Below are 21,350 nucleotides of genomic sequence, written 5' to 3'. Positions count from 1 at the left end.
TCTGACCAGCAGATATAAGTATTACTTGGATTCGGGGCAAAGAAATAGCCCATGGACTTTGAGAGGGGGAGGTCCCAGAGTGGGCGCATGGACCTTCCCCTTGCCGAACTGACCGGCGCGGAGTTCGCGCCCACGACCACCTACCTGAACACCGCCACCTGCGGGGTCATGCCCCGCCGGGCGGTGGACGCGGTACGGGAGATGGCGGAGGCCGCCGGGGCCGGCGAGAGCGCCGGCTTCGGCAGCTTCGAGCGCACCGAGCGGGTCCGTGCGCTCTTCGCCCGCCTCGTCGGCGTGCACCCGGACCGGGTCTCGCTCGGCTCCGCGGTCGCCACCCATGTCGCCCTGGTCGCCGCCGCCCTGCCGCCGGGCGCCGAAGTCCTGATCCCGGAGGGCGAGTTCGCCTCCGTGATCAACCCCTTCGTGATGCGCGGGGACCTCAAGCTGAGGTTCGCGGCCCTGGAATCCCTCGCCGAATCGGTGGACCGGGACACCGCCCTGGTGGCCCTCAGCGCCGTGCAGTCCGCGGACGGGCGGGCCGCGGACCTGCCCGCGATCCGGGCGGCCACGGCCGACTGCGGAGCCCGCATGCTCGTGGACGCCACCCAGGCCGCGGGCTGGCTGCCCTTCGACGCCGCCCCCTACGACTACACCGTCACCGCCGGCTACAAGTGGCTGCTCGCCTCCCGCGGCGCCTCCTACCTGACCGTCTCCGAGGAGGCGCAGGAGGTCCTCGCCCCGCTGCACGCCGGCTGGGTGGCCGCCGCGTCCATGTGGGACGCGACGTACGGACCCATGCCGGAACTCGCGCGCACCGCGCGGCGGTTCGACGAGAGCCCCGGCTTCCTCGCGTACCACGCGGCCGAGCCCTCGCTCGAACTCCTGCTCCGCGCCGGGACCGCTGCCGTCCACGCCCACAACACCGCACTCGCCGCCCGCTACCGGGCCGGGCTGGCCGAGCTGGGCCACCGGCCCGTCCCGGGCGGTGCGCCGATCGTCTCCGTGCCGGGGCTGGCGGACCGGCAGCCCGCCCTGGCCGAGGCGGGCATCCTCACCGCCGCCCGCGCCGGATCGCTGCGTGCCTCCTTCCACCTCTACAACACCGAGGCGGAGGTGGACCGGCTCCTGGACGCCCTCTCGGGGGCCTGACGCCCCCCGCCGGGCCCTGCGTACAGTGCGGGCATGAGCGAACAGGCTGACCGGCCGGACGAGGCCGTGCTGCACGTGAAGGGGCGGGTGCTCGTCGGGCCCGAGGAGGTCCGGGACGAGCTGTGGGTCGTGGGCGGGCGGGTCTCGTTCACCCGCCCGGCGACGGCCCGCGAGACCGTGACGGTGACCGGCTGGGCCCTGCCGGGCCTGGTCGACGCCCACTGCCACGTGGGCCTCGACCGGCACGGCCCGGTGGACGAGGCGACGAGCGAGAAGCAGGCCCTCACCGACCGCGACGCGGGCACCCTGCTGATCCGCGACGCGGGCTCCCCCTCCGACACCCGCTGGATCGACGACCGCCCGGACCTCCCCAAGGTGATCCGGGCCGGGCGCCACATCGCCCGCACCCGGCGGTACATCCGCAACTACGCCCACGAGATCGAGCCGGCCGACCTCGTGTCCCACGTGGCCCGCGAGGCGCAGCGCGGGGACGGCTGGGTCAAGCTCGTCGGCGACTGGATCGACAGGGACGCCGGGGACCTGACCGCCTGCTGGCCGCGCGCCGAGGTGGAGGCGGCGATCGCGGAAGCCCACCGGCTCGGGGCCCGGGTCACGGCCCACTGCTTCGCCGAGGACTCCCTGCGGGACCTGGTCGAGGCGGGCATCGACTGCATCGAGCACGCCACCGGGCTGACGGAGGAGACCGTCCCGCTGTTCGCCGAGCGCGGGGTGGCCATCGTCCCGACGCTCGTGAACATCGCCACCTTCCCGAAGCTCGCCGAGGGCGGGGAGTCGAAGTTCCCGCGCTGGTCGGCGCACATGCGGCGGCTGTACGAGCGCCGCTACGACACCGTACGGGCGGCGTACGACGCCGGCGTGCCGGTCTTCGTGGGCACGGACGCCGGGGGATCGCTGCCGCACGGCCTGGTCGCCGCCGAGGTGGCGGAGCTGGTGAAGGCCGGACTGCCGGCCCTCGACGCGCTGTCGGCGACGGCCTGGCGGGCCCGGGAGTGGCTGGGCCGGCCCGGGCTCGTGGAGGGCGCCCCCGCCGACCTCGTCGTGTACGGCGCCGACCCGCGGGAGGACGTGAACGTGCTGGCCGACCCGCGCCGGGTGGTGCTGAACGGGCGGCCCGTCGCCTGAGCCCACCCGGACGGACGGCGGCCGGTGGACCGCTGCCGCGGTTGACGAGGCCGTTACCCCGGCCCGGCGTGGCTCGTTTCCGTCGCCCTCGGACCTGCCCCGGAGGCGGTGTGCGCTCCGCGTACGCCGCCTCCGCCCGTTACAGGTGGGGTGTCCGAGAACCTACGGGCCCACCGATTCGAATGCGAGAGCGGAAACCCCTCTTTGGAGTGAACTCACCTCAGGTTGCCGCCCGTTCACTCTCAGTGCGTAAAGATTCCCGGGTCGAGGCCCGCAGCGCACGCAATGTCCCCCATTGGCGTCGCCGCCGGCTCCATAACTCGTTGGGGGTTCCACCACCTTGAACAGCAACACCTCCCGCCTGCCCGCACGCCGCACCTCCGCCGCGCTGACCGCCGCGGCCCTGGCTGCCGGCCCCCTCGCCCTGCTGGCCGCGGCTCCCGCGCACGCCACCACCGGCGGGAACGGGAAGGCGAACGCCGTCGTACTGCGCACCGGACTGGACATCGGCCTGCTCAACAAGTCCGTGCACGTCCCGCTCAAGGCCTCCCTGAACGAGGTCAGCGCCCCGGCGACGGCCGGCAAGACCGCACTCTCCGTCAGCCTGGACGGCGTGGACCAGGGCCGCCCGTTCCAGGTGCTGCGCGCGGACGTCGCGACCGCCCGCGCGAGCGCCGACCGCAAGCGCGCCGCCGGCTACGCCAACCTCGTCCGCGCGAAGATCCACGTGCCCGGCCTCCCCCTGCTCTCCCTCATCGAGGTGGAGAAGGTGACCTCCCGGGCGGTCTGCGAAGCGGGCAAGCGGCCGGTGGCCGAGTCGAACGTGCTCGGGGCCGTCACCGTCCTCGGCAAGAAGGTCACGCTCAGCGCGGGCGGCACCACCAAGGTGACCGTGCCCGCCGTCGGCGAGGTCAGCCTCGAACTCTCCGCCACCGAGACCGGCTCGCGCACCGCGGCGGCCACCGCCCTGCGGCTGCGGGTCTCGGTCAACCCGCTCAAGCTGAACGTCGCCGAGGTCGAGGGCGAGGTCGTGCTCGCGCAGGCCTCCTGCAAGGCCCCCACGGCCACCCGGCCCACCCCCGAGCCCACGCCGAGCCAGCCGAAGCCCGCCGCCGTGAAGCCGCCGGCGAAGACCGGCATGAAGCCGCAGTCCGGCGGCGAGGCCAACCTCGCCGAGACCGGCGGCAGCTCCACCACCCCGTACATCGCGGGCGGCGCGCTGCTGCTGCTCGGCTCGGGCGCCGGAGCGATGGTCCTGACGGCCCGCGGGCGGGGGCGCCGCGGCATCTGACCGGCCCGAGGGGGGACCGGAAAGGGGAAACCGGCCCGAGGGGGGACCGGAAAGGGGAAACCGGCCCGAGGGGGGACCGGTGAGACCGGCCCGAGGGGGGACGGTCAAGGGGACCGGCCCGAGCGTGACCGGTCGGGGGACCGGCCCGAAGGGGGCCACCGGCCCGGGGACCGGCAGAGGGGGAGCGGGGAGGGCGTGCGACGGCGCGCCCTCCCCGTGCCGTACGCAGGACCCCGCCGGACCGCGCCTCGGCGCCCCGCCGGGTGCGGGCCCGGCCGGAAGCACCGGTCCGGCTGAAACCCGGCGGGGGTCAGCGCCGCGCGGGGGTCAGCGCCCCCGCCCCTGCCCCGGCTCAGCGCCCAGAGGCGTCAGCGCCCCGCGGAGGTCAGCGCCCCGCGAGGGTCAGGGCCCGGTCCAGGGCCTGGAGGAAGCGGCCCGTCGTGGCGCGGTCGCGCACCGCCAGCCGCAGCCAGTCCGGCCCCAGCCCGGGGAACGTGTCCCCGCGCCGCACCGCGAAACCCAGCGTCCGCAGCCGCTCCCGCACCTCGTCCGCGTGCTCCAGCCGGATCAGGACGAACGGCCCCTCCGCCGGACCCGCCGCCCGGATCTCCTCGAACTCCGCCAGCCCGGCCAGCAGATGGGCCCGGTCCACCGCGATCTGCCGGGCCGCCGCCTCTGCCTCCGCGAGCGCCCGCTCCGACACACAGGCCTCCGCCGCCGCCAGCGCCGGAGTCGAGACCGGCCACAGCGGCTGCGCCCGCTCCAGCGCGGCGATCGTCGCCGGCTCGGCGAGCACGTAGCCGATCCGCAGCCCCGCCAGCCCCCAGGTCTTCGTGAGGCTGCGCAGCACCACCAGACCCGGCACGTCGGTACGGCCCGCCAGTGCCTCCCGTTCGCCCGGCACCGCGTCCATGAAGGCCTCGTCGACCACCAGGTACCGCCCCGGCCGGGCCAGCTTCACCAGCAGCTCCGCCGGATGCAGCACCGAGGTCGGGTTCGTGGGATTGCCGACCACCACCAGATCCGCGTCCTCCGGGACCGTCTCCGGATCCAGCCGGAAGCCGTCCGGCTCCCGCAGCAGCACCCGCTCCACGGTGTGCCCCGCGTCCCACAGCGCCGCCTCCGGCTCCGTGAACTGCGGGTGCACGACCACCGGCCGCCGCACCGGCAGGGCCCGTGCCAGCAGGACGAAGGCCTCGGCCGCCCCCGCCGTCAGCAGCACCCGCTCCACCGGCAGCCCGTGGCGGGCCGCCACCGCCGCCCGCGCCGCCCGCCCGTCCGGGTAGGCGGCCAGCGCGTCCAGCGACCCGGCGATGCGCTGCCGCAGCCAGCCCGGCGGGGTGTCGGACCGTACGTTGACGGCCAGGTCCACCAGCCCCGCCCCGGCCTGCCCGCGCACCTCGGCGTCCCCGTGGTGGCGCAGGTCGTGCGCCCCCGCCGGGGCCAGCGCCACCGCGCAGGTGGCCCCCGCCGAGCGGGTCTTCGGCACCAGCAGCCGTCCGCCGGCCGCCAGCGCCGCGGCCTCCGCGACCGACGGGGTGCCCGCGGCGTCCCGGACCGCGGCCGACGGATGAGGTACGGCCACCCCCGCCAGCCGCTCGGCCCCGTAGGTCACCAGCGGCACCCCGAAACGTTCCGCCGCCCCCACGATGCCCGCCTCACCGGCCTTGGCCTCCACCGTGGCCAGGGCCGTGACGGCGCTGTACGGCAGGCCCGCCCCGGTCAGGGCGTCCTCGACCAGAGCGCAGACCTCGTCCGCGGACACGCCCCTGCGGGCACCGACACCGACGACGACGCGGGCCGCGGCCGCGCCGGATATGAGACCGGTCAATGCAGGTCCTCTCAAAACGTGGGGGGAACAGCGTGCACGAAAGCCCGCCAGTCTGTAAGCAAGGGGGATGGCGGTGATCGTGGCTCTGGGCGCGTTCCTGATGACGCTGGCGGGCGGGTGGACGGCTCAGCGCGTCACCGACCGCCGGCACCTCGTGCTGGGCCTCGCGGGCGGGCTGATGCTCGGCGTGGTGGGCCTGGACCTGCTGCCGGAAGCCCTGGAGGCCGCGAGGGACGAGGTGTTCGGGGTGCCGGCCGCCCTGCTGCTCTTCGTGGCAGGGTTCCTCGTCGCCCACGTCGTGGAGCGGCTGCTCGCCGTCCGGCACGCCGCGCACGGGGCGGGGAACGGGCACCGGGGCGGGCCCGGCCACGGGCACGGACATGGCGAGAGTCACACGGACGGCGGTGCCGCGGGCCCCGGTCCCCGGGACGCGATCGCCGGCGGCCGGACCCCGCAGGTGGGCCTGACCGCCGCGGCCGCCATGGTGGGGCACAGCCTCGCCGACGGGGTCGCCCTCGGCGTGGCCTTCCAGGTCGGCGGCGGCATGGGGACCGCCGTGGCCCTTGCGGTGATCACCCACGACTTCGCCGACGGGTTCAACACGTACACGCTCACCAGCCTCTACGGGAACGCCCGCCGCAAGGCCGTGACGATGCTGTTCGCCGATGCGCTGGCCCCCGTCGTCGGCGCCGCGTCCACGCTGTTCTTCACTCTTCCGAAGGAACCGCTCGGGGCCTATCTCGGGTTCTTCGGCGGCGCCCTGCTCTACCTCGCCGCCGCCGAGATCCTCCCCGAGGCGCACCACCGGCACCCCGCGCTGTCCACCCTCCTGTGCACGGTCGCCGGCGTGGCCGGCATCTGGCTGGTGGTGGGCATCGCGGAGTGACCGGCGCGGCGGGTTCACGGCCGCGCGCCGCCCCGCGTTCCGCCCTGGGCGTACGCCGCCGACGCGGCCGCGAACCGGGCGGCCACCGAAGGCTCCGCCGCCCAGTGCGTGTGCAGGTAGCTGGCGTGCACCCCGCCCGAAACGAAGCCCTCCACCCGGCGCTCCGGGTGGGTGAACCCCCAGGCGGGGGCCGGGCCGGCGGTCGGCTCGACCACCGTGCGGTGGAACTCGTGGCCGCGCAGCCGGGTCCCGGCCGGGGCGAGCACGCTGTCCGAGACCGCGACCGCCTCGCGGTAGCCGAGGGTCAGGCGCTCCGACATCCGGGCGTCGGCGTCGAGGACCCCGCACATCGGCTTGCCGTCCAGCGAACGGGCCAGGTAGAGCAGGCCCGCGCACTCGGCGGCCACGGGGGCGCCGGCCGCGGCCAGTTCGGCCACGGCCTTGCGGAGAGGTTCGTTCTCCGCGAGGTCGTGGGCGTAGACCTCGGGGAAGCCGCCCCCGATCACGAGGCCCGTCGTTCCCTGGGGAAGGGCCTCGTCCTTCAGGGGGTCGAAGGTGACCACCTCGGCGCCGGCCGCGCGGAGCAGTTCCGTGTGCTCGGCGTACGAGAACGTGAACGCGGGGCCGCCGGCGACGGCGATCAGGCCGCGGCGGGTTTCGGGGGCTCCGCCCCCGGACCCCCGCGCCTCGAACGCCGGCGGTGCTGGATTCGGCCCCCGTTGCGTCTCGGAGGCAGGCGCGGCCGGGGTCGGCCCCCGGTGCGCCTCGAACCCCGGCGGGGCCGGGGTGGCGGCCGCCGTTGAGGTCAGGGCCCGCTCCGGGGACCAGGTCTCGCAGGGCAGGGGCGGGGCCGAGCGGGCCAGGGCGAGGAGGGCCTCCAGGTCGCAGCCCGCGCGGACCTGCTCGGCCAGGGCCCGTACGGAGTCCAGCGCGTCCGCGCGGCGCTCCGCGACCGGGACCAGGCCCAGGTGGCGGGAGGGCGCCGACACCTGCGGGGCCCGGCGCAGGACGCCCAGCACGGGCATGCCGGCCTCGTCCAGCGCCTCGCGCAGCATCGCCTCGTGCCGGTCCGAGCCGACCTTGTTGAGGATCACCCCGCCGATCCGCACCTGCGGGTCGAACGAGGCGAACCCGTGCACCAGGGCCGCCACCGACCGGGACTGCGAGGACGCGTCCACGACCAGCACCACCGGCGCCCTCAGCAGCTTCGCCACGTGCGCCGTCGAGGCCAGCTCGCCCCGCCCCGCGGCCCCGTCGTACAGGCCCATGACCCCCTCGACCACCGCCAGGTCGCAACCCGCCGCCCCGTGCGCGAACAGCGGGGCGACCAGCTCCGGCCCGCACATGAAGGCGTCCAGGTTGCGCCCCGGACGGCCGGTGGCCAGCGCGTGGTAGCCCGGGTCGATGTAGTCCGGCCCGGCCTTGTGCGGGGACACGGCGAGCCCGCGCTCCGCGAAGGCCGCCATCAGCCCGGTGGCCACCGTGGTCTTGCCGCTGCCCGAAGAGGGCGCGGCGACCACCAGCCGGGGGACGTCCACACTCACCACTCGATGCCCCTCTGGCCCTTCTGACCGGTGTCCATGGGGTGCTTGACCTTGGTCATCTCGGTGACGAGGTCGGCGAACTCCACCAGCTTCTCCGGCGCGTTCCGGCCGGTGATCACCACGTGCTGGGTGCCGGGCCGGTTGCGCAGCACCTCGATCACCTCGTCGGTGTCGATCCAGCCCCAGTGCAGCGGGTACGCGAACTCGTCGAGCACGTACAGCCGGTGGGTCTCGGCCGCCAGGTCGCGCTTGACCTGCTCCCAGCCCTCGCGCGCCGCCTGCTCGTTGTCCAGCTGCGCGTCGCGCTGCACCCAGGACCAGCCCTCGCCCATCTTGTGCCAGACCACGCTGCCGCCCTTGCCGGTCTCGCCGAGGGCCTTGAGGGCGTTCTCCTCGCCGACCTTCCACTTGGCCGACTTGACGAACTGGAACACCCCGATCGGCCAGCCCTGGTTCCAGGCCCGCAGCGCCAGCCCGAAGGCCGCCGTGGACTTGCCCTTGCCCGGGCCGGTGTGCACGAAGACCAGCGGCCGGTTGCGGCGCTGGCGCGTCGTCAGACCGTCGTCCGGGATGACGGTCGGCTGTCCCTGGGGCATTACGCGGCCCTCCTGTTGTGGTGGTTGATGTCCGAAGCCGTGCGTACGTCCTTGACCAGGCCCGCGATCGAGTCCGCCCGCAGCCCGTCGAGGGTTACGGCCGGCCCGCCGAGATCGGCCGCGAGCCGGCCGGCGAGGCCCAGGCGCACCGGGCCCGCCTCGCAGTCCACGACCACCGAGGCGGTGCCCTCGGCGGCCAGCAGCCGTGCCGAACGGGCCGCCAGCCCCAGCGCGTCCGGGCCGGACGTGGCCCGCCCGTCCGTGACCACGACCAGCAGCGGCCGCCGCGAGGGGTCCCGCAGCCGCTCGATGCGCAGCACCTCGCGGGCCTTGAGCAGCCCGGCGGCCAGCGGGGTGCGGCCGCCGGTGGGCAGCTGCTCCAGCCGCGCCGCGGCCGCGTCCACGGACGAGGTGGGCGGCAGGGCCAGGGTGGCCGAGCCGCCGCGGAAAGTGATCAGGCCGACCTTGTCGCGCCGCTGGTAGGCGTCCAGCAGCAGCGACAGCACCGCGCCCTTGACGGCGCCCATCCGCTGCCGCGCCGCCATCGACCCGGAGGCGTCCACGACGAACAGCACGAGGTTGCCCTCCCGGCCCTCCCGCGCCGCCTGCCGCAGGTCGTCCCGGCGGACGACCAGCCCGGGGCCGGAGCGCCCGCGGGCCCGCTGGTGCGGGGCGGCCGCCTGCACGGTCGCCGCCAGGTGCAGCTTGGTCAGCTGACCGCGGGGCCGGTGCGCGCCCGTGGTCCGGCCGTGCGCGGTACGGGCCCGTGAGCGCCGCCCGGAGGCACCCTCGCCGAGCCCGGGCACGCTGAGCACCTTCGTACGGAAGGGCTCCGCGGCCCGTACGGCGGCCTGCTCGGGCGCCGTACCGCCCTGCCCGGTCTGCGGCGAGGGCTCCCGGGCCGCGGACTCCTGCGCGGCCGGCTCCTGCTGCGGGGGCTCGGGGGCCTCCGCCTGCTGCGGACCGTCGGGGGCACCGCCCTGCGGGGGCACCCCGCCGCCGTCGGGACCGCCGTCCGGACCGCCCTCGGGACCGCCGTCCCCCGGGCCCTCCGGGTCCGGCTCGGGCTCCGGCTCGTCGTCCGGGAAACCGTCGAGGATCCGGTCGAGCAGCTCCTCGTCCAGACCCGGCGCGTCGAACGGATTGCGGCGGCGCCGGTGCGGCAGCGCCAGCAGCGCGGCCTGCCGGACGTCCTCCTTGCGCACGGACGTGCGCCCGGCCCACGCGGCCAGCGCCACGGCCGTGCGCGCCATCACGATGTCGGCGCGCATGCCGTCCACCTCGAACCCGGCGCACACCGCGGCGATCCGGAGCAGCGCCGCGTCCCCGAGCACCACCGCGGGCAGCAGGGCGCGGGCCGCCGTCACGCGGTCGCGCACGGCCGCCTCGTCCCCGGCCCAGCGGACGGCGAAGGCCTCGGGATCGGCGTCGTACGCGAGTCGGCGCCGGACCACCTCGACCCGCTGCTGCGGCTCGCGGGAGGCGGCGACCTCGACGGTCAGCCCGAACCGGTCGAGCAGCTGCGGCCGCAGCTCGCCCTCCTCCGGGTTCATGGTGCCGACGAGCAGGAACCGGGCGGCATGGCGGACGGAGACGCCCTCGCGCTCCACGTACGACGAGCCCATCGCGGCCGCGTCCAGCAGGACGTCCACGAGGTGGTCGTGGAGCAGGTTGACCTCGTCCACGTAGAGGATGCCGCGGTTGGCGTCGGCGAGCAGGCCCGGCTCGAAGGCCTTCACCCCGTCGGCGAGGGCCCGCTCGATGTCGAGGGCACCGACGAGCCGGTCCTCGGAGGCGCCGATGGGGAGTTCCACCATCCGCGCGGGTCGGGCACTGCCCTCGACGCCCTCGTGCGGGCCGTCCGGGCACTGCGGATCGGGCCCGCCCGGGTCGCAGCTGAACCGGCAGCCGGTCACGACCGGGACCGGGGGCAGCAGCGCGGAAAGGGCGCGCACGGCCGTGCTTTTGGCCGTGCCCTTCTCCCCGCGTACGAGCACCCCGCCGACTGCCGGGCTCACGGCATTCAGCAGCAGGGCCAGCCGCAGGTCCTGCTGACCGACCACCGCGGTGAACGGATAGGGCGTGCTCACAGCTTCACTCCTTCATCCCACATCTCCAGCCCGGCCGGAACATCCGGCTCCGCGGCAACTCCCAGCCCCGCCGGCGCTCGGGGCGCGGGGTCCGGGGCAGAGCCCCGGGGGCGCGGTGGCGCCTCGCGCGCGCTCACGGCGCCCCCGGCGGTACGAACGGGAGCCCCGCCGGGGCCCCCGACTCGATCAGCCGCAGCAGCGCATCCGTGTCGGCGTGCTCCTCGATCAGGTCGCCCAGCAGGTCGAGCTGCTCCTCCCGCAGCGTCCCGAAGGACGTGTCGGGAGCCGGCACGAACCGGCGCCCGGCGGCGGCCGCGACCTCGCGCAGGAAGGCCCGGCGGAAGCCGTCGCTCTCCAGCGAGCCGTGCCAGTGCGTCCCCCACACCGAGCCCACCCGGCACCCGTCCAGGAACGGCTCGCCGCCCCGGACCTCGGCCACGCCGTGGTGGATCTCGTACCCCTCGACGGGCTCCCCGAGCGCCTCGCCCACCGGTCGCGCCAGGGTCTTCTCCACGGCGAACCGGACGGAGACCGGGAGCAGCCCCAGGCCCGGCACCGTGCCGGCCCGGGACTCCACCTCGTCCTCGATCACCTCGCCCAGGGCCTGGAACCCGCCGCAGATGCCGAGCACCGGCCGCCCCTCGGCGGCCCGCCGGGCCAGCGCGTCCGCCAGCCCGCGCTCGCGCAGCCACTCCAGGGCCTTCACCGTGCCGCGGGTGCCCGGCACGACGGCCAGGTCGGCGTCCGCCAGCTCCTCGGGGCGGTCCACGAACCGCACCACCACGCCGGGCTCGGCGGCCAGCGCGTCCACATCGGTGAAGTTGGACATCAGCGGCACCGCGCACACCGCGACCCGCAGCACGTCCTCGCCGACCGGCGGCGCGACCGCGGACTCGCGCACGGCCCCGCGCAGCGAGACCCGCAGCCCGTCCTCCTCGTCGATGCCCAGCCCGTGCCGGAAGGGCAGCACCCCGAAGGTCTCGCGGCCGGTGAGCCCGCGCAGCATCTCCAGGCCGGGTTCCAGCAGGGTCACATCCCCGCGGAACTTGTTCACCAGGTAGCCGGCGACCAGTTCCTGGTCCGCGGGGCTCAGCAGCGCCGTCGTACCGAAGAAGGAGGCGAAGACCCCGCCCTTGTCGATGTCCCCGACGACCACGACGGGGAACCGCGCGGCGCGCGCGATGCCCATGTTCACGATGTCGGTCCGGCGCAGGTTGATTTCGGCCGGGCTGCCCGCCCCCTCGCAGATCACTGCGTCATACGTGCCCCGGAGCTGCGCCAGGCAGTCCGTGACCACGCCGAGGAGCTGCTCCTGCCGCCCGCCGTGGTAGCCGCGCGCGCTCATCTCGCCGACCGGCTTGCCCAGCAGCACCACCTGGCTGCTGCGGTCGCTGCCCGGCTTGAGCAGCACCGGGTTCATCAGCGCGGTCGGCTCCACCCGGGCCGCCTGGGCCTGCATCGCCTGGGCCCGGCCGATCTCTGCGCCCTCGCGGGTCACGAAGGAGTTGAGCGACATGTTCTGGGCCTTGAAGGGGGCCACCTTGACCCCCTGGCGGGCCAGCCAGCGGCAGATGCCCGCGGTGACCACGCTCTTGCCCGCGTCCGAGGTGGTGCCGGCGACCAGCAGACCGCCCCCCAGTGCCCCCGTGCTCATCGGCGTCCCTTCCGTGCGTAGGAGACGAGCGAGCGGCCCGCCACGCAGGCGCCCAGCGCGAGCCAGGTCACCCGCCGGGAGAGCCGTACCGCCCGTTCGATGTCGGCGACTTCGACCGGCCGGCCCGCCGCGCCGTTGAGCACCGCCCGGTGCTCGACCCGGCCCGCATACGCGAGGGTGCCGCCCATCCGGACGCCGAGGGCGCCGGCGAAGGCGGACTCCACCGGGCCGGCGTTGGGGCTCGGGTGCTTGTGCGCGTCGGCCCGCCAGGCCCGGACCGCCCCCCGACGGTCCGGGCCCGCCAGTACGGCCGCGGCCGCGGTGAGCCGGGCGCCCGGCCAGCCGGCCAGGTCGTCCAGGCGGGCGGAGGCCCAGCCGTAGCGCAGGTACCGGGGGGACTTGTGGCCGACCATCGCGTCGAGCGTGTTGACGGCGCGGAAGGCGAGCAGTCCGGGGACCCCGCCGAGGGCTCCCCACACGAGTGCGCCGACCACGGCGTCGGAGGTGTTCTCGGCCACGGACTCGACCACGGCGCGCGCGATCTGCTGCTCGTCGAGGGAGTGCGGGTCGCGCCCGCACAGGTGCGGCAGCCGCTCCCGGGCCACCTCCCCGTCCCCGGCCGCCAGCGCCCCGCCGATGGCCCGGGCCTCCCGGCCCAGCGAGGTGCCGCCGACGACGGTCCAGGTGGCGGCGGCGGTCAGGGCGATCCGCAGGGCGGCCGGCCGGCGGCGCACGGCGCGGGCGCCCAGTGCTCCGAGGGCGGCCGCGCCCCCGGCGCAGACCAGGGTGTGCAGGGCGCCGCGGGCGCGCTGCTCGTGGGGCGCGTCCTTCCACAGGACGCCTTCCACGGCGGCGGCGGCACGGCCGAAAGCGGCGACGGGGTGCCCGCGGCGCGGATCGCCCAGGATCCGGTCGCCGATCAGCCCGGCCGCCGCGCCGTACGCGAAAACGCGATCGGCACGCATGGCGTGTATGTCCTCACTCAGGGTCCGCGCCCTGGTTCGACGTGACCGGCGGTGAGAGTCTCCTGGCTCCCGGATCGGCTGTTCCCCCGGCCTTCCAGCCCCGCGGGGCCGTGACGCACGGTGGGGGAGAGCTCCCCGGTGACAGTGGCGGGACCGCGCCGGATTCGCACCGGACTTCCTCTCCTGCCGCCGTGTTGGCCCGGGCAGTCCACCACGCACCGCAATGGCCCGTCAACTCGCCGTTGACCTGCGAAGGCGCAGTGTGCGCAGGCCCACAGCCGGACCGCGGCCGGACGGCGACGGGGGCGCACACCGGCCCTGCGGTGCGCTCCCCGCGGGTACGCGAAAGCTCCCCCGGAGGAGTCCTCAGGGGGAGCTTCCGCGGTCGTCAGCTGACGATCAGGTAGATCCCGTAGGCCACGGCCGCGGCGCAGAGCGCGAAGGCGGCGTAGGCACCGGTGCGGGCGACGGTGGCGGTGCCGCCCTGCTCGACGGCGGCCTCGTGCTTCGAGAGGCCGACGAGGCCGATGGTGAAGAGGGCCACGAGGGCCACGGTGGCGCCGAGGCTGACTCCGAAGACGGAGCCGAGAGCTGCCCAGTCGATCTTCATGCTGCTGATCCTCTGTTCTGGTCCGGCCGTCAGACCGCGGCGGCCGGGGCGGCCGGGGTCTCGCCGTGGGCGGGGGCCGGGGCCGGGATGGTGGCCTTCAGGTCCTCGTCGGTGACGGCGGCGGTGGTGCCCGCCGGGGGCGGGGTGACGGCCGCGATGGCGGTGGTGACCACGCCGGGGGTCTCGTCGTCCGTGTCGGTGTCGTTCACGTTGTGGTGGTCGACGACCTGGCGGCGCGAGATCCGCCAGATGGCGAAGCAGGAGCCGACGAGGAAGACGGTGACGGCGATGACGCCGATGTCACCCGTGCGCATGACCAGCTCGGCACCGGCGGAGACCAGGGCCGCGGCCGGCAGGGTCAGGCCCCACGCGACGAACATGCGGGTGGCGGTGGACCAGCGGACCACGCCGCCCTTGCGGCCGAGGCCGGCGCCCATGACCGCACCGGAGCAGGAGTGGGTGGTGGAGAGGGAGAAGCCCAGGTTCGAGGAGGCGAGGATGACCGTCGCGGCCGAGGTCTGGGCGGCGAAGCCCTGCTGCGGCTGGAGGTCGGTCAGGCCCTTGCCCATGGTGCGGATGATGCGCCAGCCGCCCAGGTACGTGCCCATGGCGATCGCGAGACCGGCGGACAGGATGACCCAGACCGGCGGGTTCGCGTCGGGCGCGATGGCGCCGCCGGCGATGAGCGCCAGGGTGATGATGCCCATGGTCTTCTGCGCGTCGTTGGTGCCGTGCGCGAGGGAGACGAGGCCGGCCGAGGCGATCTGCCCGGCCCGGTAGCCCTTGGCGGAGGTCTTCTCGCCGACCTTGCCGCCGAACAGGTAGGTGACCCTGGTGGCCAGCATCGCTGCCACGCCGGCGACGACCGGGGCGGCCACGGCCGGGATGAGCACCTTGGTGACGAGGGTGTCGCCGTTGACGGCGCCGAGGCCCGCGGAGGCGACGGCCGCACCGATCAGGCCGCCCATCAGGGCGTGCGAGGAGCTGGAGGGCAGGCCCACCAGCCAGGTGACGAGGTTCCAGAGGATCGCGCCCACGAGGGCGGCGAAGATCACCTCTGGCTGAATGCCCTCCTCGTTGACCAGGCCCTTGGAGATCGTCTTGGCGACCTCCACGGACATGAACGCGCCGACGAGGTTGAGCACGGCGGACATGGCCACCGCCGTCTTGGGCTTGAGAGCGCCGGTCGAGATGGTGGTGGCCATCGCGTTGGCAGTGTCGTGGAAACCGTTCGTGAAATCGAACACGAGAGCGGTGACGATCACGATCCCGAGGAGAAGCGTTATGTGCTCCATTTACCCAGGCTTCTGTTTGAGGTCAGTGGCACGGCGACCGTAGGCAACCTGAGTGAACAGAAGATGAACTGGGACGGGCGGCTCGGTGTACCGATTCGGAGGCCGACCCCTCCCTCCCTGGGCGATTCGATCGGAATCCCTCCCTTTCCCCCGTGTTTGTGCAGGTCAGGCGCAGGTAAACGGAATGCAACCGGAAGGCTTCGGGGGGTGTTCCGACGGGATCGGCGGCTGCTCCGGGGAGACCGGGATCACTCCGCGGACTGGCCGGTCCGACCGGCCCGCCCGACACTGGAGCCGTGCGCACCGCTACAGCGACGGCAGCGGCCGTCACGACCCTGATCGGAGCCGGAGCGGCCGCGGTCGCCGCCGGCCGGTTCGCCGGGGACGCCGCCCTGCGGCCCGCTCCCGGCCGGCCCCTGCCCGGCGGGCCCCGGCTGAGCGTCCACTCCGCCGCCGACGGGCGAGTGGCCCTCACCCGCTCCCTGACCGCACTGCTCCCCGGGGTCTACGGACTCGACGCCCCGGGGGTGCACGCCGTGGTCGGCCCCGTGCTCGCCGACGCCCCGCACGACCCGGACACCGTCGTCCGCCGGCTCCTGCGCGTCACCCACGGCCGCCTCGAACCGGGCACCCGGGTACGGCTCACCCCGCAGCTCCACCTCGGCGACCCGCGCAGCGCACTCGGCCTCGACCACGCCGACGTGGACGTGCCCGGGGAGCTGGGCGCCATGCCCGCGTGGTTCGTCCCCGCCGCCCGCCGGACCTGGGTGATCGCGGTGCACGGGCTGGGCACCACCCGCGAGCACCCCATGAACCTCATGCCCTTCCTGCACCGGCACCGGCTGCCGGTCCTCGCCCTCGCCTACCGCAACGACCTCGGGGCCCCGGCCTCCCCGGACGGCCTCGGCCACCTCGGCGAATCGGAATGGCGGGACCTCGACGCCGCGATCCGCTACGCCGTCCGCTTCGGCGCCGAGCGGGTCGTCCTGCACGGCTGGTCCACCGGGGCCGCGATGGCCCTGCACGCCGCGTCCCGCTCCGCCCTGCGCGACCGCATCGCCGGGATGGTCCTCGACTCGCCCGTCCTCGACTGGCACCTGACCCTGCGCGCCCTGGCCGCCGCCCGGCGCACCCCGGCCCCGCTCGTCCCGCTCGCCGTCCGGGCCGCCGAGGGCCGGGCCGGGCTGCGCGGGGACCGGCTGCCCGAGGCCGCCGATCCCGCCGCCCTGCGGGTACCGGTCCTGATCTTCCACGGGCCCGGGGACTTCTTCGCCCCCTGGGGGCTCTCCCGCAGCCTCGCCGAGCGCCGCCCCGGACTCGTCACCCTCCATCCCGTGGCCGACGCCCCGCACGGGGCGATGTGGAACGCCGCACCGCAGGCGTACGAGGAGGCGCTCCGGCGGTTCCTCACCCCTCTGATGTGACGTTCCGCCGGAGTTCCGGCGTATCGATAGCGCAACGGTCTCGAATGTCCTGTTGTGAGCCGTATGTCCGCAGTGGCAACGGCCGATTCCGTTTGGGCTTTCGGCGGCCGACCGGCGAGACTGCTCACGTGACGTCCCGAAAGCCTGATGAGCAGTTGGCTCGCGACTCCAGACTCCGACTCGTCCCGCCGCGTTCCATCGCGGAGGCGCGCACGGCGGTGGCGAACCGGCGAACCCGGCCCGCACCCCGCCCGCCGCAGGGGACTCCCGGCACGGCCGAACTCGCCCGCCGGGCCAGGGCTTCACTCTCCGACGCGGCCCGCCTCGCCCGCTGGGCCGAGCAGCGCACCGCCCGCCCCTCCGCCGAAGCCACCGCGACCGGCCCGCTGCTCGGCGACGCCGAGGTCGAACAGGCCTCCGCCCGGCTGGGCCTGACGTCCGGCCAGGTCCGGGTCGGCTGGGACCGCGCCCGGCTCTCCGGACTCGTCGAGGTGCACGGCGGCAGCGCCCGCCCCGGCTGGCGGCTGCACGCCTGGGACCGCGACGACTCGGCGGTGCTGCGCGGCTGGGTCGCCGTCTTCGACGCCTGGTCCCTCATCCACCCCGCACCCGACGGCATCGCACCGGCCGCCGTCGCCGAGGTGGTCGAGGCCATGCCCCAGCTGCTCTCCCTGCTCCAGCTCTCCGCGGGCCCCGTCACCGTCCCCGTACTGCTCGACATGCTCGGCCAGCGGGTGGCCGAACTCCGCGACGAGCGCTGCGAGGTCCCCTACGACGGCACCGCCGAGGAGGCCGCGCACCCCGAGGCGGCCGCCCCGGACGCCGCCACCCTCGCCCGCCTGCTGCGCTGGGCCCTCGGCTGCCTCGGCGCCGTGGACGCGCTCACCCTCGGTCCCGCCCGGGCCACCCTCACCCCCCTCGGCAGCTGGGCGGTCTGGGTCAAGCTGGAGCAGATCTGCGTCGCCGCCCAGAGCCCGGCCGGCAACATCGAGGGGTCCGCCGCCGACATGCTCCGCGGCTGCGCCCGGCTCACCCCCGGACCCGCCCGCGCCGAGTACCGCGCCTGGCTGGCCGCCCGGCCCGTCGGCAGCGCCGTCACCGAGCTCCTCCAGGCCGCCCGCGGCGAGGACGCGCTCGTGCGCGGGCTCGCCTTCGAGGCCCTGCGCGTGGTCGGCGCCCCCGCCGAACCGGAGGTCCGGGCCGCGGTCAAGGAGCCCACCCTGCGCCCCTACGCCCTGCTCTGGCTGGCCGAGCACGACGGGGCCGACCCCGAGGACGCCCAGGACGTGCTCACCCGCGAGGAGAGCACCTGGCTCTGGGTGGACACCGCCGCCGCGGTCGCCGACCACGGCGAGGCCGAGGTCCTGGTGCGCCACCTCGACGCGGCCGTCCGCACCACCGTTCCGCAGCTCCTCGACGAGGTGCGCGCGGTGGGGCACCCGCGCACGGTGCAGGTCCTGATCGCCCTCGCGGCCGCCCACCCCGACCCGGCCCTCGCCAAGGCCGTCCGCCGGGCCGCCTTCCAGGTGCACACCGGCGGGCACTGACCACCCGGCCCGCCCCGGCCGGGGCGGGCCGCCCGGGACGGGTCCCTCAGAGCGAGGGCGCGTACGTGCCGAAGCTCCAGATGTTCCCCTCCGCGTCGCGCGCCAAGTAGTCCCGCGAGCCGTAGTCCTGGTCGGCGGGCTCCATCAGGACCTCCACCCCGTGCTCCACGGCCCGGGCGTGGTGCGCGTCCACGTCCTCCACCACCACGTAGACCCCGGCCGGCCCGGCATCCGCCATCGCCGTGGCGAAGACCCCGCCGCGGCCCTTGCTGCCGAGCATCACCACGCCGTTGCCGTACGCCAGCTCCGCGTGCATCACGCTGCCGTCGTCACCCTCGTACACCGCGACCCGGGTGAATCCGAAGGCCTCGGTGAGCTGCCGGACGGCCGCCGCCGCGTCCGCGTAGAGCAGTGTCGGACAGACGGACGGAACACCTGCCATGGAGATCGCTTCCTCTCGTCGCGCGGCCCCCGGCCCCGCGGTGCGTGACCCACGCCACAGTCTGGCAGCCCGCCCCGCGGCTCAGCGGAAGGTGTTGCACTGGGCCATGTCGCCCGTGCGGTAGCCCTGGTAGAACCACTGCTGCCGCTGCTCGGCCGAGCCGTGGGTCCAGGACTCCGGGGTGACCCGGCCCTGGAACTTCTCCTGGATCCGGTCGTCGCCGACGGCCGCCGCCGCGTCCAGGCCGTCCCGGATGTCGGCCTCCGTCAGCTGCGTGATCAGCGGCCGGCCCGTGCCCTCGGCCGGGGTCCGGGTGGCGTGCCGGGCCCACACCCCCGCGTAGCAGTCGGCCTGGAGCTCCACCCGGACCGCGTTGCTGTTCGCGCCCTGCTGCCCGTCCTGGGCCTTCTGCAGGGTGCCCATCAGGTTCTGGACGTGGTGCCCGTACTCGTGGGCGACCACGTACGCCTGCGCGAACGGCCCCCCGGAGGCGCCGAACTTGGTGCGCAGCTCGTTGAAGAACCCCAGGTCCAGATAGACCTTGCGGTCCCCCGGGCAGTAGAACGGGCCGACCGCCGAGGTGGCCGAGCCGCAGGCGGTGCCCACCCGGCCGGTGAAGAACACCGTCTGCGCGGGGGAGTACGTACCGCCCCGCCGGGCGAACTCCTGCTTCCAGAAGTCCTGCGCGCTGTTCACCACCGCCACCATCCGGCAGTCCTCCCGGGCGTTCGCGTCCGCCCCGGTCCGGCAGGCCGTCTGCACCTGGGCCGCCGAGGAGGCCGTCGGCGCGGGCGGATCGTCCCCCGACGAGAGCCCCAGCTGCTCCGGGCCCACCCCGAACAGCAGGCCCAGCACGAGGGCGATCAGGCCGGCGATGCCGCCGCCGACGGTCGCCTTCCCGCCCGGGATGCGGCTGCCCCGCACGTCCTGGACCTCTGAGGTGTCCAGGTTCGCGTCGTCGTCGAACTGCATCCCGCACCGTCCTCGTCGTACTGCGCCGAACACCGACCCCTTCATCGTGGTCGCTGCCGGTCGGCGCGGCGCTGGGCGAGGGCCGAACGGGGGACCCCGGCGCCCGGTCCGCCCGCCGCCCGGCCCGCGGGTGAGGCCACTCACAGCGCCGGAAACCAGTTGCAGACCCCCGTTAGACTGGTTCCCATGTCACATCTCCTTGTGCCTTAACGGCGTCGAAGAATCGCGCCCTGCCCGAGCGGCGCGAGCAGCGCTGTCCTTCCGCCGTCCATACCGCCCTGGAGTTCCTCCGTGATCACCGCCACCGGCATCGAGCTGCGCGCCGGCGCCCGCATCCTCATCGAGTCCGCCTCCTTCCGCGTCGCCAAGGGCGACCGCATCGGCCTGGTCGGCCGCAACGGAGCGGGCAAGACCACCCTCACCAAGTGCCTCGCCGGCGAGGGCCAGCCGGCCGGCGGCAGCATCGCCCGCTCCGGCGAGGTCGGCTACCTCCCGCAGGACCCCCGCACCGGCGACCTCGACGTCCTCGCCCGCGACCGGATCCTCTCCGCCCGCGGCCTCGACGTCCTGATCAAGAAGATGCGCGCCAACGAGGACCGCATCGCCAACGGCGCCGGCGCCACCCGCGAGAAGGCCCTGCGGCAGTACGAGCGCCAGGAGACCGAGTTCCTGACCAAGGGCGGGTACGCCGCCGAGTCCGAGGCCGCGACCATCTCCGCCGCCCTCGGCCTGCCCGACCGGGTGCTCGGCCAGCCGCTGCACACCCTCTCCGGCGGTCAGCGCCGCCGGGTCGAGCTCGCCCGGATCCTGTTCTCGGACGCCGACACCCTGCTCCTCGACGAGCCCACCAACCACCTCGACGCCGACTCGATCGTCTGGCTGCGCGACTACCTCAAGACGTACCGCGGCGGCTTCATCGTGATCTCCCACGACGTGGAGCTGGTCGAGACGGTCGTCAACAAGGTCTTCTACCTGGACGCCAACCGCTCCACCATCGACGTCTACAACATGGGCTGGAAGCTCTACCAGCAGCAGCGCGAGGCCGACGAGAAGCGCCGCAAGCGCGAGCGCCAGAACGCCGAGAAGAAGGCCGCCGCCCTCAACGCGCAGGCCGACAAGATGCGCGCCAAGGCCACCAAGACCGTGGCCGCGCAGAACATGGCCAAGCGCGCCGAGCGGCTGCTCTCCGGCCTGGAGGCGGCCCGCGTCTCCGACAAGGTCGCCAAGCTGCGCTTCCCGGAGCCCGCGCCCTGCGGCAAGACCCCGCTCACCGCGGAGGGCCTGTCCAAGTCGTACGGGTCGCTGGAGATCTTCACGGACGTGGACCTGGCCATCGACAAGGGCTCCCGCGTGGTCATCCTCGGCCTCAACGGCGCCGGCAAGACCACCCTGCTGCGGCTGCTCGCGGGGGTGGAGAAGCCCGACACCGGCGAGGTCACCCCGGGCCACGGCCTCAAGCTCGGCTACTACGCCCAGGAGCACGAGACGCTCGACCCGGACCGCACGGTCCTGGAGAACATGCGCTCCTCCGCTCCGGACCTGGACCTGGTCGAGGTCCGCAAGACGCTGGGCTCCTTCCTCTTCTCCGGCGACGACGTGGACAAGCCGGCGGGCGTGCTCTCCGGCGGTGAGAAGACCCGGTTGGCCCTGGCCACCCTCGTGGTGTCCTCCGCCAACGTGCTGCTCCTCGACGAGCCCACGAACAACCTGGACCCGGCCAGCCGCGAGGAGATCCTCGGCGCGCTGCGCACGTACAAGGGCGCCGTCATCCTCGTCACCCACGACGAGGGGGCCGTGGACGCGCTGGAGCCGGAGCGGATCATCCTGCTGCCGGACGGGGTCGAGGACCTGTGGGGCCCGGACTACAAGGACCTGGTCGCCCTGGCCTGAGCCCCGCGGGACCCGTACGGG

General features: G+C 75.0%; 17 protein-coding genes and 1 riboswitch. Of the genes, 7 read left to right on the top strand and 10 right to left on the bottom strand.

The genetic code is table 11. The features are described 5' to 3' along the window. The first annotated feature begins 87 nt into the window (after positions 1 to 87). The 3 genes from ACZ407_RS19690 to ACZ407_RS19680 all read left to right on the top strand — a co-directional run bounded on the left by ACZ407_RS19690 (position 88) and on the right by ACZ407_RS19680 (position 3,583). The gene (locus ACZ407_RS19690; protein ID WP_468129830.1) at positions 88 to 1,149 is read left to right on the top strand and encodes an aminotransferase class V-fold PLP-dependent enzyme; all 1,062 of its coding nucleotides are present in this window, start codon (positions 88 to 90) and stop codon (positions 1,147 to 1,149) included. 33 nt (positions 1,150 to 1,182) lie between these two features. Next, the gene (locus ACZ407_RS19685) at positions 1,183 to 2,292 is read left to right on the top strand and encodes an amidohydrolase family protein (protein WP_468129828.1); all 1,110 of its coding nucleotides are present in this window, start codon (positions 1,183 to 1,185) and stop codon (positions 2,290 to 2,292) included. Positions 2,293 to 2,632: 340 nt separating this feature from the next. Next, entirely contained in the window at positions 2,633 to 3,583 is a 951-nt protein-coding gene (locus ACZ407_RS19680) for an SCO1860 family LAETG-anchored protein (RefSeq protein ID WP_468129826.1), read from the top strand. A gap of 385 nt (positions 3,584 to 3,968) precedes the next feature. Here ACZ407_RS19680 and cobC read toward each other — a convergent pair whose 3' ends face one another. After that, the gene (gene cobC, locus ACZ407_RS19675) at positions 3,969 to 5,414 is read right to left on the bottom strand and encodes an Rv2231c family pyridoxal phosphate-dependent protein CobC (protein WP_468129824.1); all 1,446 of its coding nucleotides are present in this window, start codon (positions 5,412 to 5,414) and stop codon (positions 3,969 to 3,971) included. Positions 5,415 to 5,481: 67 nt separating this feature from the next. Here cobC and ACZ407_RS19670 point away from each other — a divergent pair, with 67 nt between their 5' ends. Next, on the top strand, positions 5,482 to 6,300 hold the full coding sequence (locus ACZ407_RS19670; protein WP_468129822.1) for a ZIP family metal transporter: 819 nt from the start codon (positions 5,482 to 5,484) through the stop codon (positions 6,298 to 6,300). 14 nt (positions 6,301 to 6,314) lie between these two features. Here ACZ407_RS19670 and ACZ407_RS19665 read toward each other — a convergent pair whose 3' ends face one another. The 7 genes from ACZ407_RS19665 to ACZ407_RS19635 form a co-directional block, all read right to left on the bottom strand. Further along, a complete protein-coding gene (locus tag ACZ407_RS19665; protein WP_468129820.1) occupies positions 6,315 to 7,844 on the bottom strand; it encodes a cobyrinate a,c-diamide synthase in 1,530 nt (509 codons plus the stop codon). Beyond that, the gene (gene cobO / locus ACZ407_RS19660; protein ID WP_468129818.1) at positions 7,841 to 8,440 is read right to left on the bottom strand and encodes a cob(I)yrinic acid a,c-diamide adenosyltransferase; all 600 of its coding nucleotides are present in this window, start codon (positions 8,438 to 8,440) and stop codon (positions 7,841 to 7,843) included. Before cobO ends, ACZ407_RS19665 begins: the two co-directional genes overlap by 4 nt. Beyond that, the gene (locus ACZ407_RS19655) at positions 8,440 to 10,530 is read right to left on the bottom strand and encodes a putative cobaltochelatase (protein WP_468129816.1); all 2,091 of its coding nucleotides are present in this window, start codon (positions 10,528 to 10,530) and stop codon (positions 8,440 to 8,442) included. Before ACZ407_RS19655 ends, cobO begins: the two co-directional genes overlap by 1 nt. 133 nt (positions 10,531 to 10,663) lie before the next feature. Beyond that, positions 10,664 to 12,184 (bottom strand): cobyric acid synthase, encoded by a 1,521-nt coding sequence (locus ACZ407_RS19650; RefSeq protein ID WP_468129814.1) that lies wholly within the window; start codon positions 12,182 to 12,184, stop codon positions 10,664 to 10,666. Then, positions 12,181 to 13,149: a cobalamin biosynthesis protein gene (locus ACZ407_RS19645; protein ID WP_468129812.1), complete on the bottom strand. Its 969-nt coding sequence runs from the start codon at positions 13,147 to 13,149 to the stop codon at positions 12,181 to 12,183. The genes ACZ407_RS19650 and ACZ407_RS19645 overlap by 4 nt, the downstream gene beginning before the upstream one ends. A gap of 56 nt (positions 13,150 to 13,205) precedes the next feature. Continuing rightward, positions 13,206 to 13,329, bottom strand: a riboswitch (cobalamin riboswitch). A 208-nt stretch (positions 13,330 to 13,537) separates the two neighbouring features. Continuing rightward, positions 13,538 to 13,759 carry a hypothetical protein gene (locus ACZ407_RS19640; protein WP_226736621.1) on the bottom strand — a complete coding sequence of 74 codons (222 nt, stop codon included), beginning with the start codon at positions 13,757 to 13,759 and terminating at the stop codon, positions 13,538 to 13,540. Positions 13,760 to 13,788: 29 nt separating this feature from the next. Continuing rightward, complete coding sequence (locus ACZ407_RS19635; RefSeq protein ID WP_468129810.1) at positions 13,789 to 15,054, bottom strand: inorganic phosphate transporter; 1,266 nt, start codon at positions 15,052 to 15,054, stop codon at positions 13,789 to 13,791. Between the two features lie 296 nt (positions 15,055 to 15,350). Here ACZ407_RS19635 and ACZ407_RS19630 point away from each other — a divergent pair, with 296 nt between their 5' ends. Then, complete coding sequence (locus ACZ407_RS19630) at positions 15,351 to 16,478, top strand: alpha/beta hydrolase (protein WP_468129808.1); 1,128 nt, start codon at positions 15,351 to 15,353, stop codon at positions 16,476 to 16,478. Between the two features lie 128 nt (positions 16,479 to 16,606). Beyond that, positions 16,607 to 18,025: a hypothetical protein gene (locus tag ACZ407_RS19625; RefSeq protein WP_468129806.1), complete on the top strand. Its 1,419-nt coding sequence runs from the start codon at positions 16,607 to 16,609 to the stop codon at positions 18,023 to 18,025. A 46-nt stretch (positions 18,026 to 18,071) separates the two neighbouring features. Here ACZ407_RS19625 and ACZ407_RS19620 read toward each other — a convergent pair whose 3' ends face one another. Together ACZ407_RS19620 and ypfJ are read right to left on the bottom strand one after the other, a co-directional pair. After that, complete coding sequence (locus ACZ407_RS19620) at positions 18,072 to 18,467, bottom strand: VOC family protein (protein ID WP_468129804.1); 396 nt, start codon at positions 18,465 to 18,467, stop codon at positions 18,072 to 18,074. Between the two features lie 81 nt (positions 18,468 to 18,548). After that, positions 18,549 to 19,439: a KPN_02809 family neutral zinc metallopeptidase gene (gene ypfJ, locus ACZ407_RS19615; RefSeq protein WP_468129802.1), complete on the bottom strand. Its 891-nt coding sequence runs from the start codon at positions 19,437 to 19,439 to the stop codon at positions 18,549 to 18,551. A gap of 291 nt (positions 19,440 to 19,730) precedes the next feature. Between ypfJ and ACZ407_RS19610 the strand changes: the two genes are divergently transcribed. Further along, complete coding sequence (locus ACZ407_RS19610) at positions 19,731 to 21,329, top strand: ABC-F family ATP-binding cassette domain-containing protein (protein WP_468129800.1); 1,599 nt, start codon at positions 19,731 to 19,733, stop codon at positions 21,327 to 21,329. Positions 21,330 to 21,350: the final 21 nt, after the last annotated feature.

It is taken from the genome of Streptomyces sp. NPDC030809 (assembly GCF_055572195.1).
The sequence above is the reverse complement of the archived record's forward strand: the minus strand, read 5'-3'. Positions and strand labels throughout refer to the sequence as shown.

Bases quoted from the DNA above. Each gene is read 5' to 3' on its own strand.
- ACZ407_RS19690 (WP_468129830.1), top strand. From the start codon at position 88: ATGGACCTTCCCCTTGCCGAACTGACCGGCGCGGAGTTCGCGCCCACG.
- ACZ407_RS19685 (WP_468129828.1), top strand. From the start codon at position 1,183: ATGAGCGAACAGGCTGACCGGCCGGACGAGGCCGTGCTGCACGTGAAG.
- ACZ407_RS19635 (WP_468129810.1), bottom strand. From the start codon at position 15,054: ATGGAGCACATAACGCTTCTCCTCGGGATCGTGATCGTCACCGCTCTC.
- cobO (WP_468129818.1), bottom strand. From the start codon at position 8,440: ATGCCCCAGGGACAGCCGACCGTCATCCCGGACGACGGTCTGACGACG.
- ACZ407_RS19670 (WP_468129822.1), top strand. From the start codon at position 5,482: ATGGCGGTGATCGTGGCTCTGGGCGCGTTCCTGATGACGCTGGCGGGC.
- ACZ407_RS19620 (WP_468129804.1), bottom strand. From the start codon at position 18,467: ATGGCAGGTGTTCCGTCCGTCTGTCCGACACTGCTCTACGCGGACGCG.
- ACZ407_RS19645 (WP_468129812.1), bottom strand. From the start codon at position 13,149: ATGCGTGCCGATCGCGTTTTCGCGTACGGCGCGGCGGCCGGGCTGATC.
- ypfJ (WP_468129802.1), bottom strand. From the start codon at position 19,439: ATGCAGTTCGACGACGACGCGAACCTGGACACCTCAGAGGTCCAGGAC.
- ACZ407_RS19640 (WP_226736621.1), bottom strand. From the start codon at position 13,759: ATGAAGATCGACTGGGCAGCTCTCGGCTCCGTCTTCGGAGTCAGCCTC.
- ACZ407_RS19650 (WP_468129814.1), bottom strand. From the start codon at position 12,184: ATGAGCACGGGGGCACTGGGGGGCGGTCTGCTGGTCGCCGGCACCACC.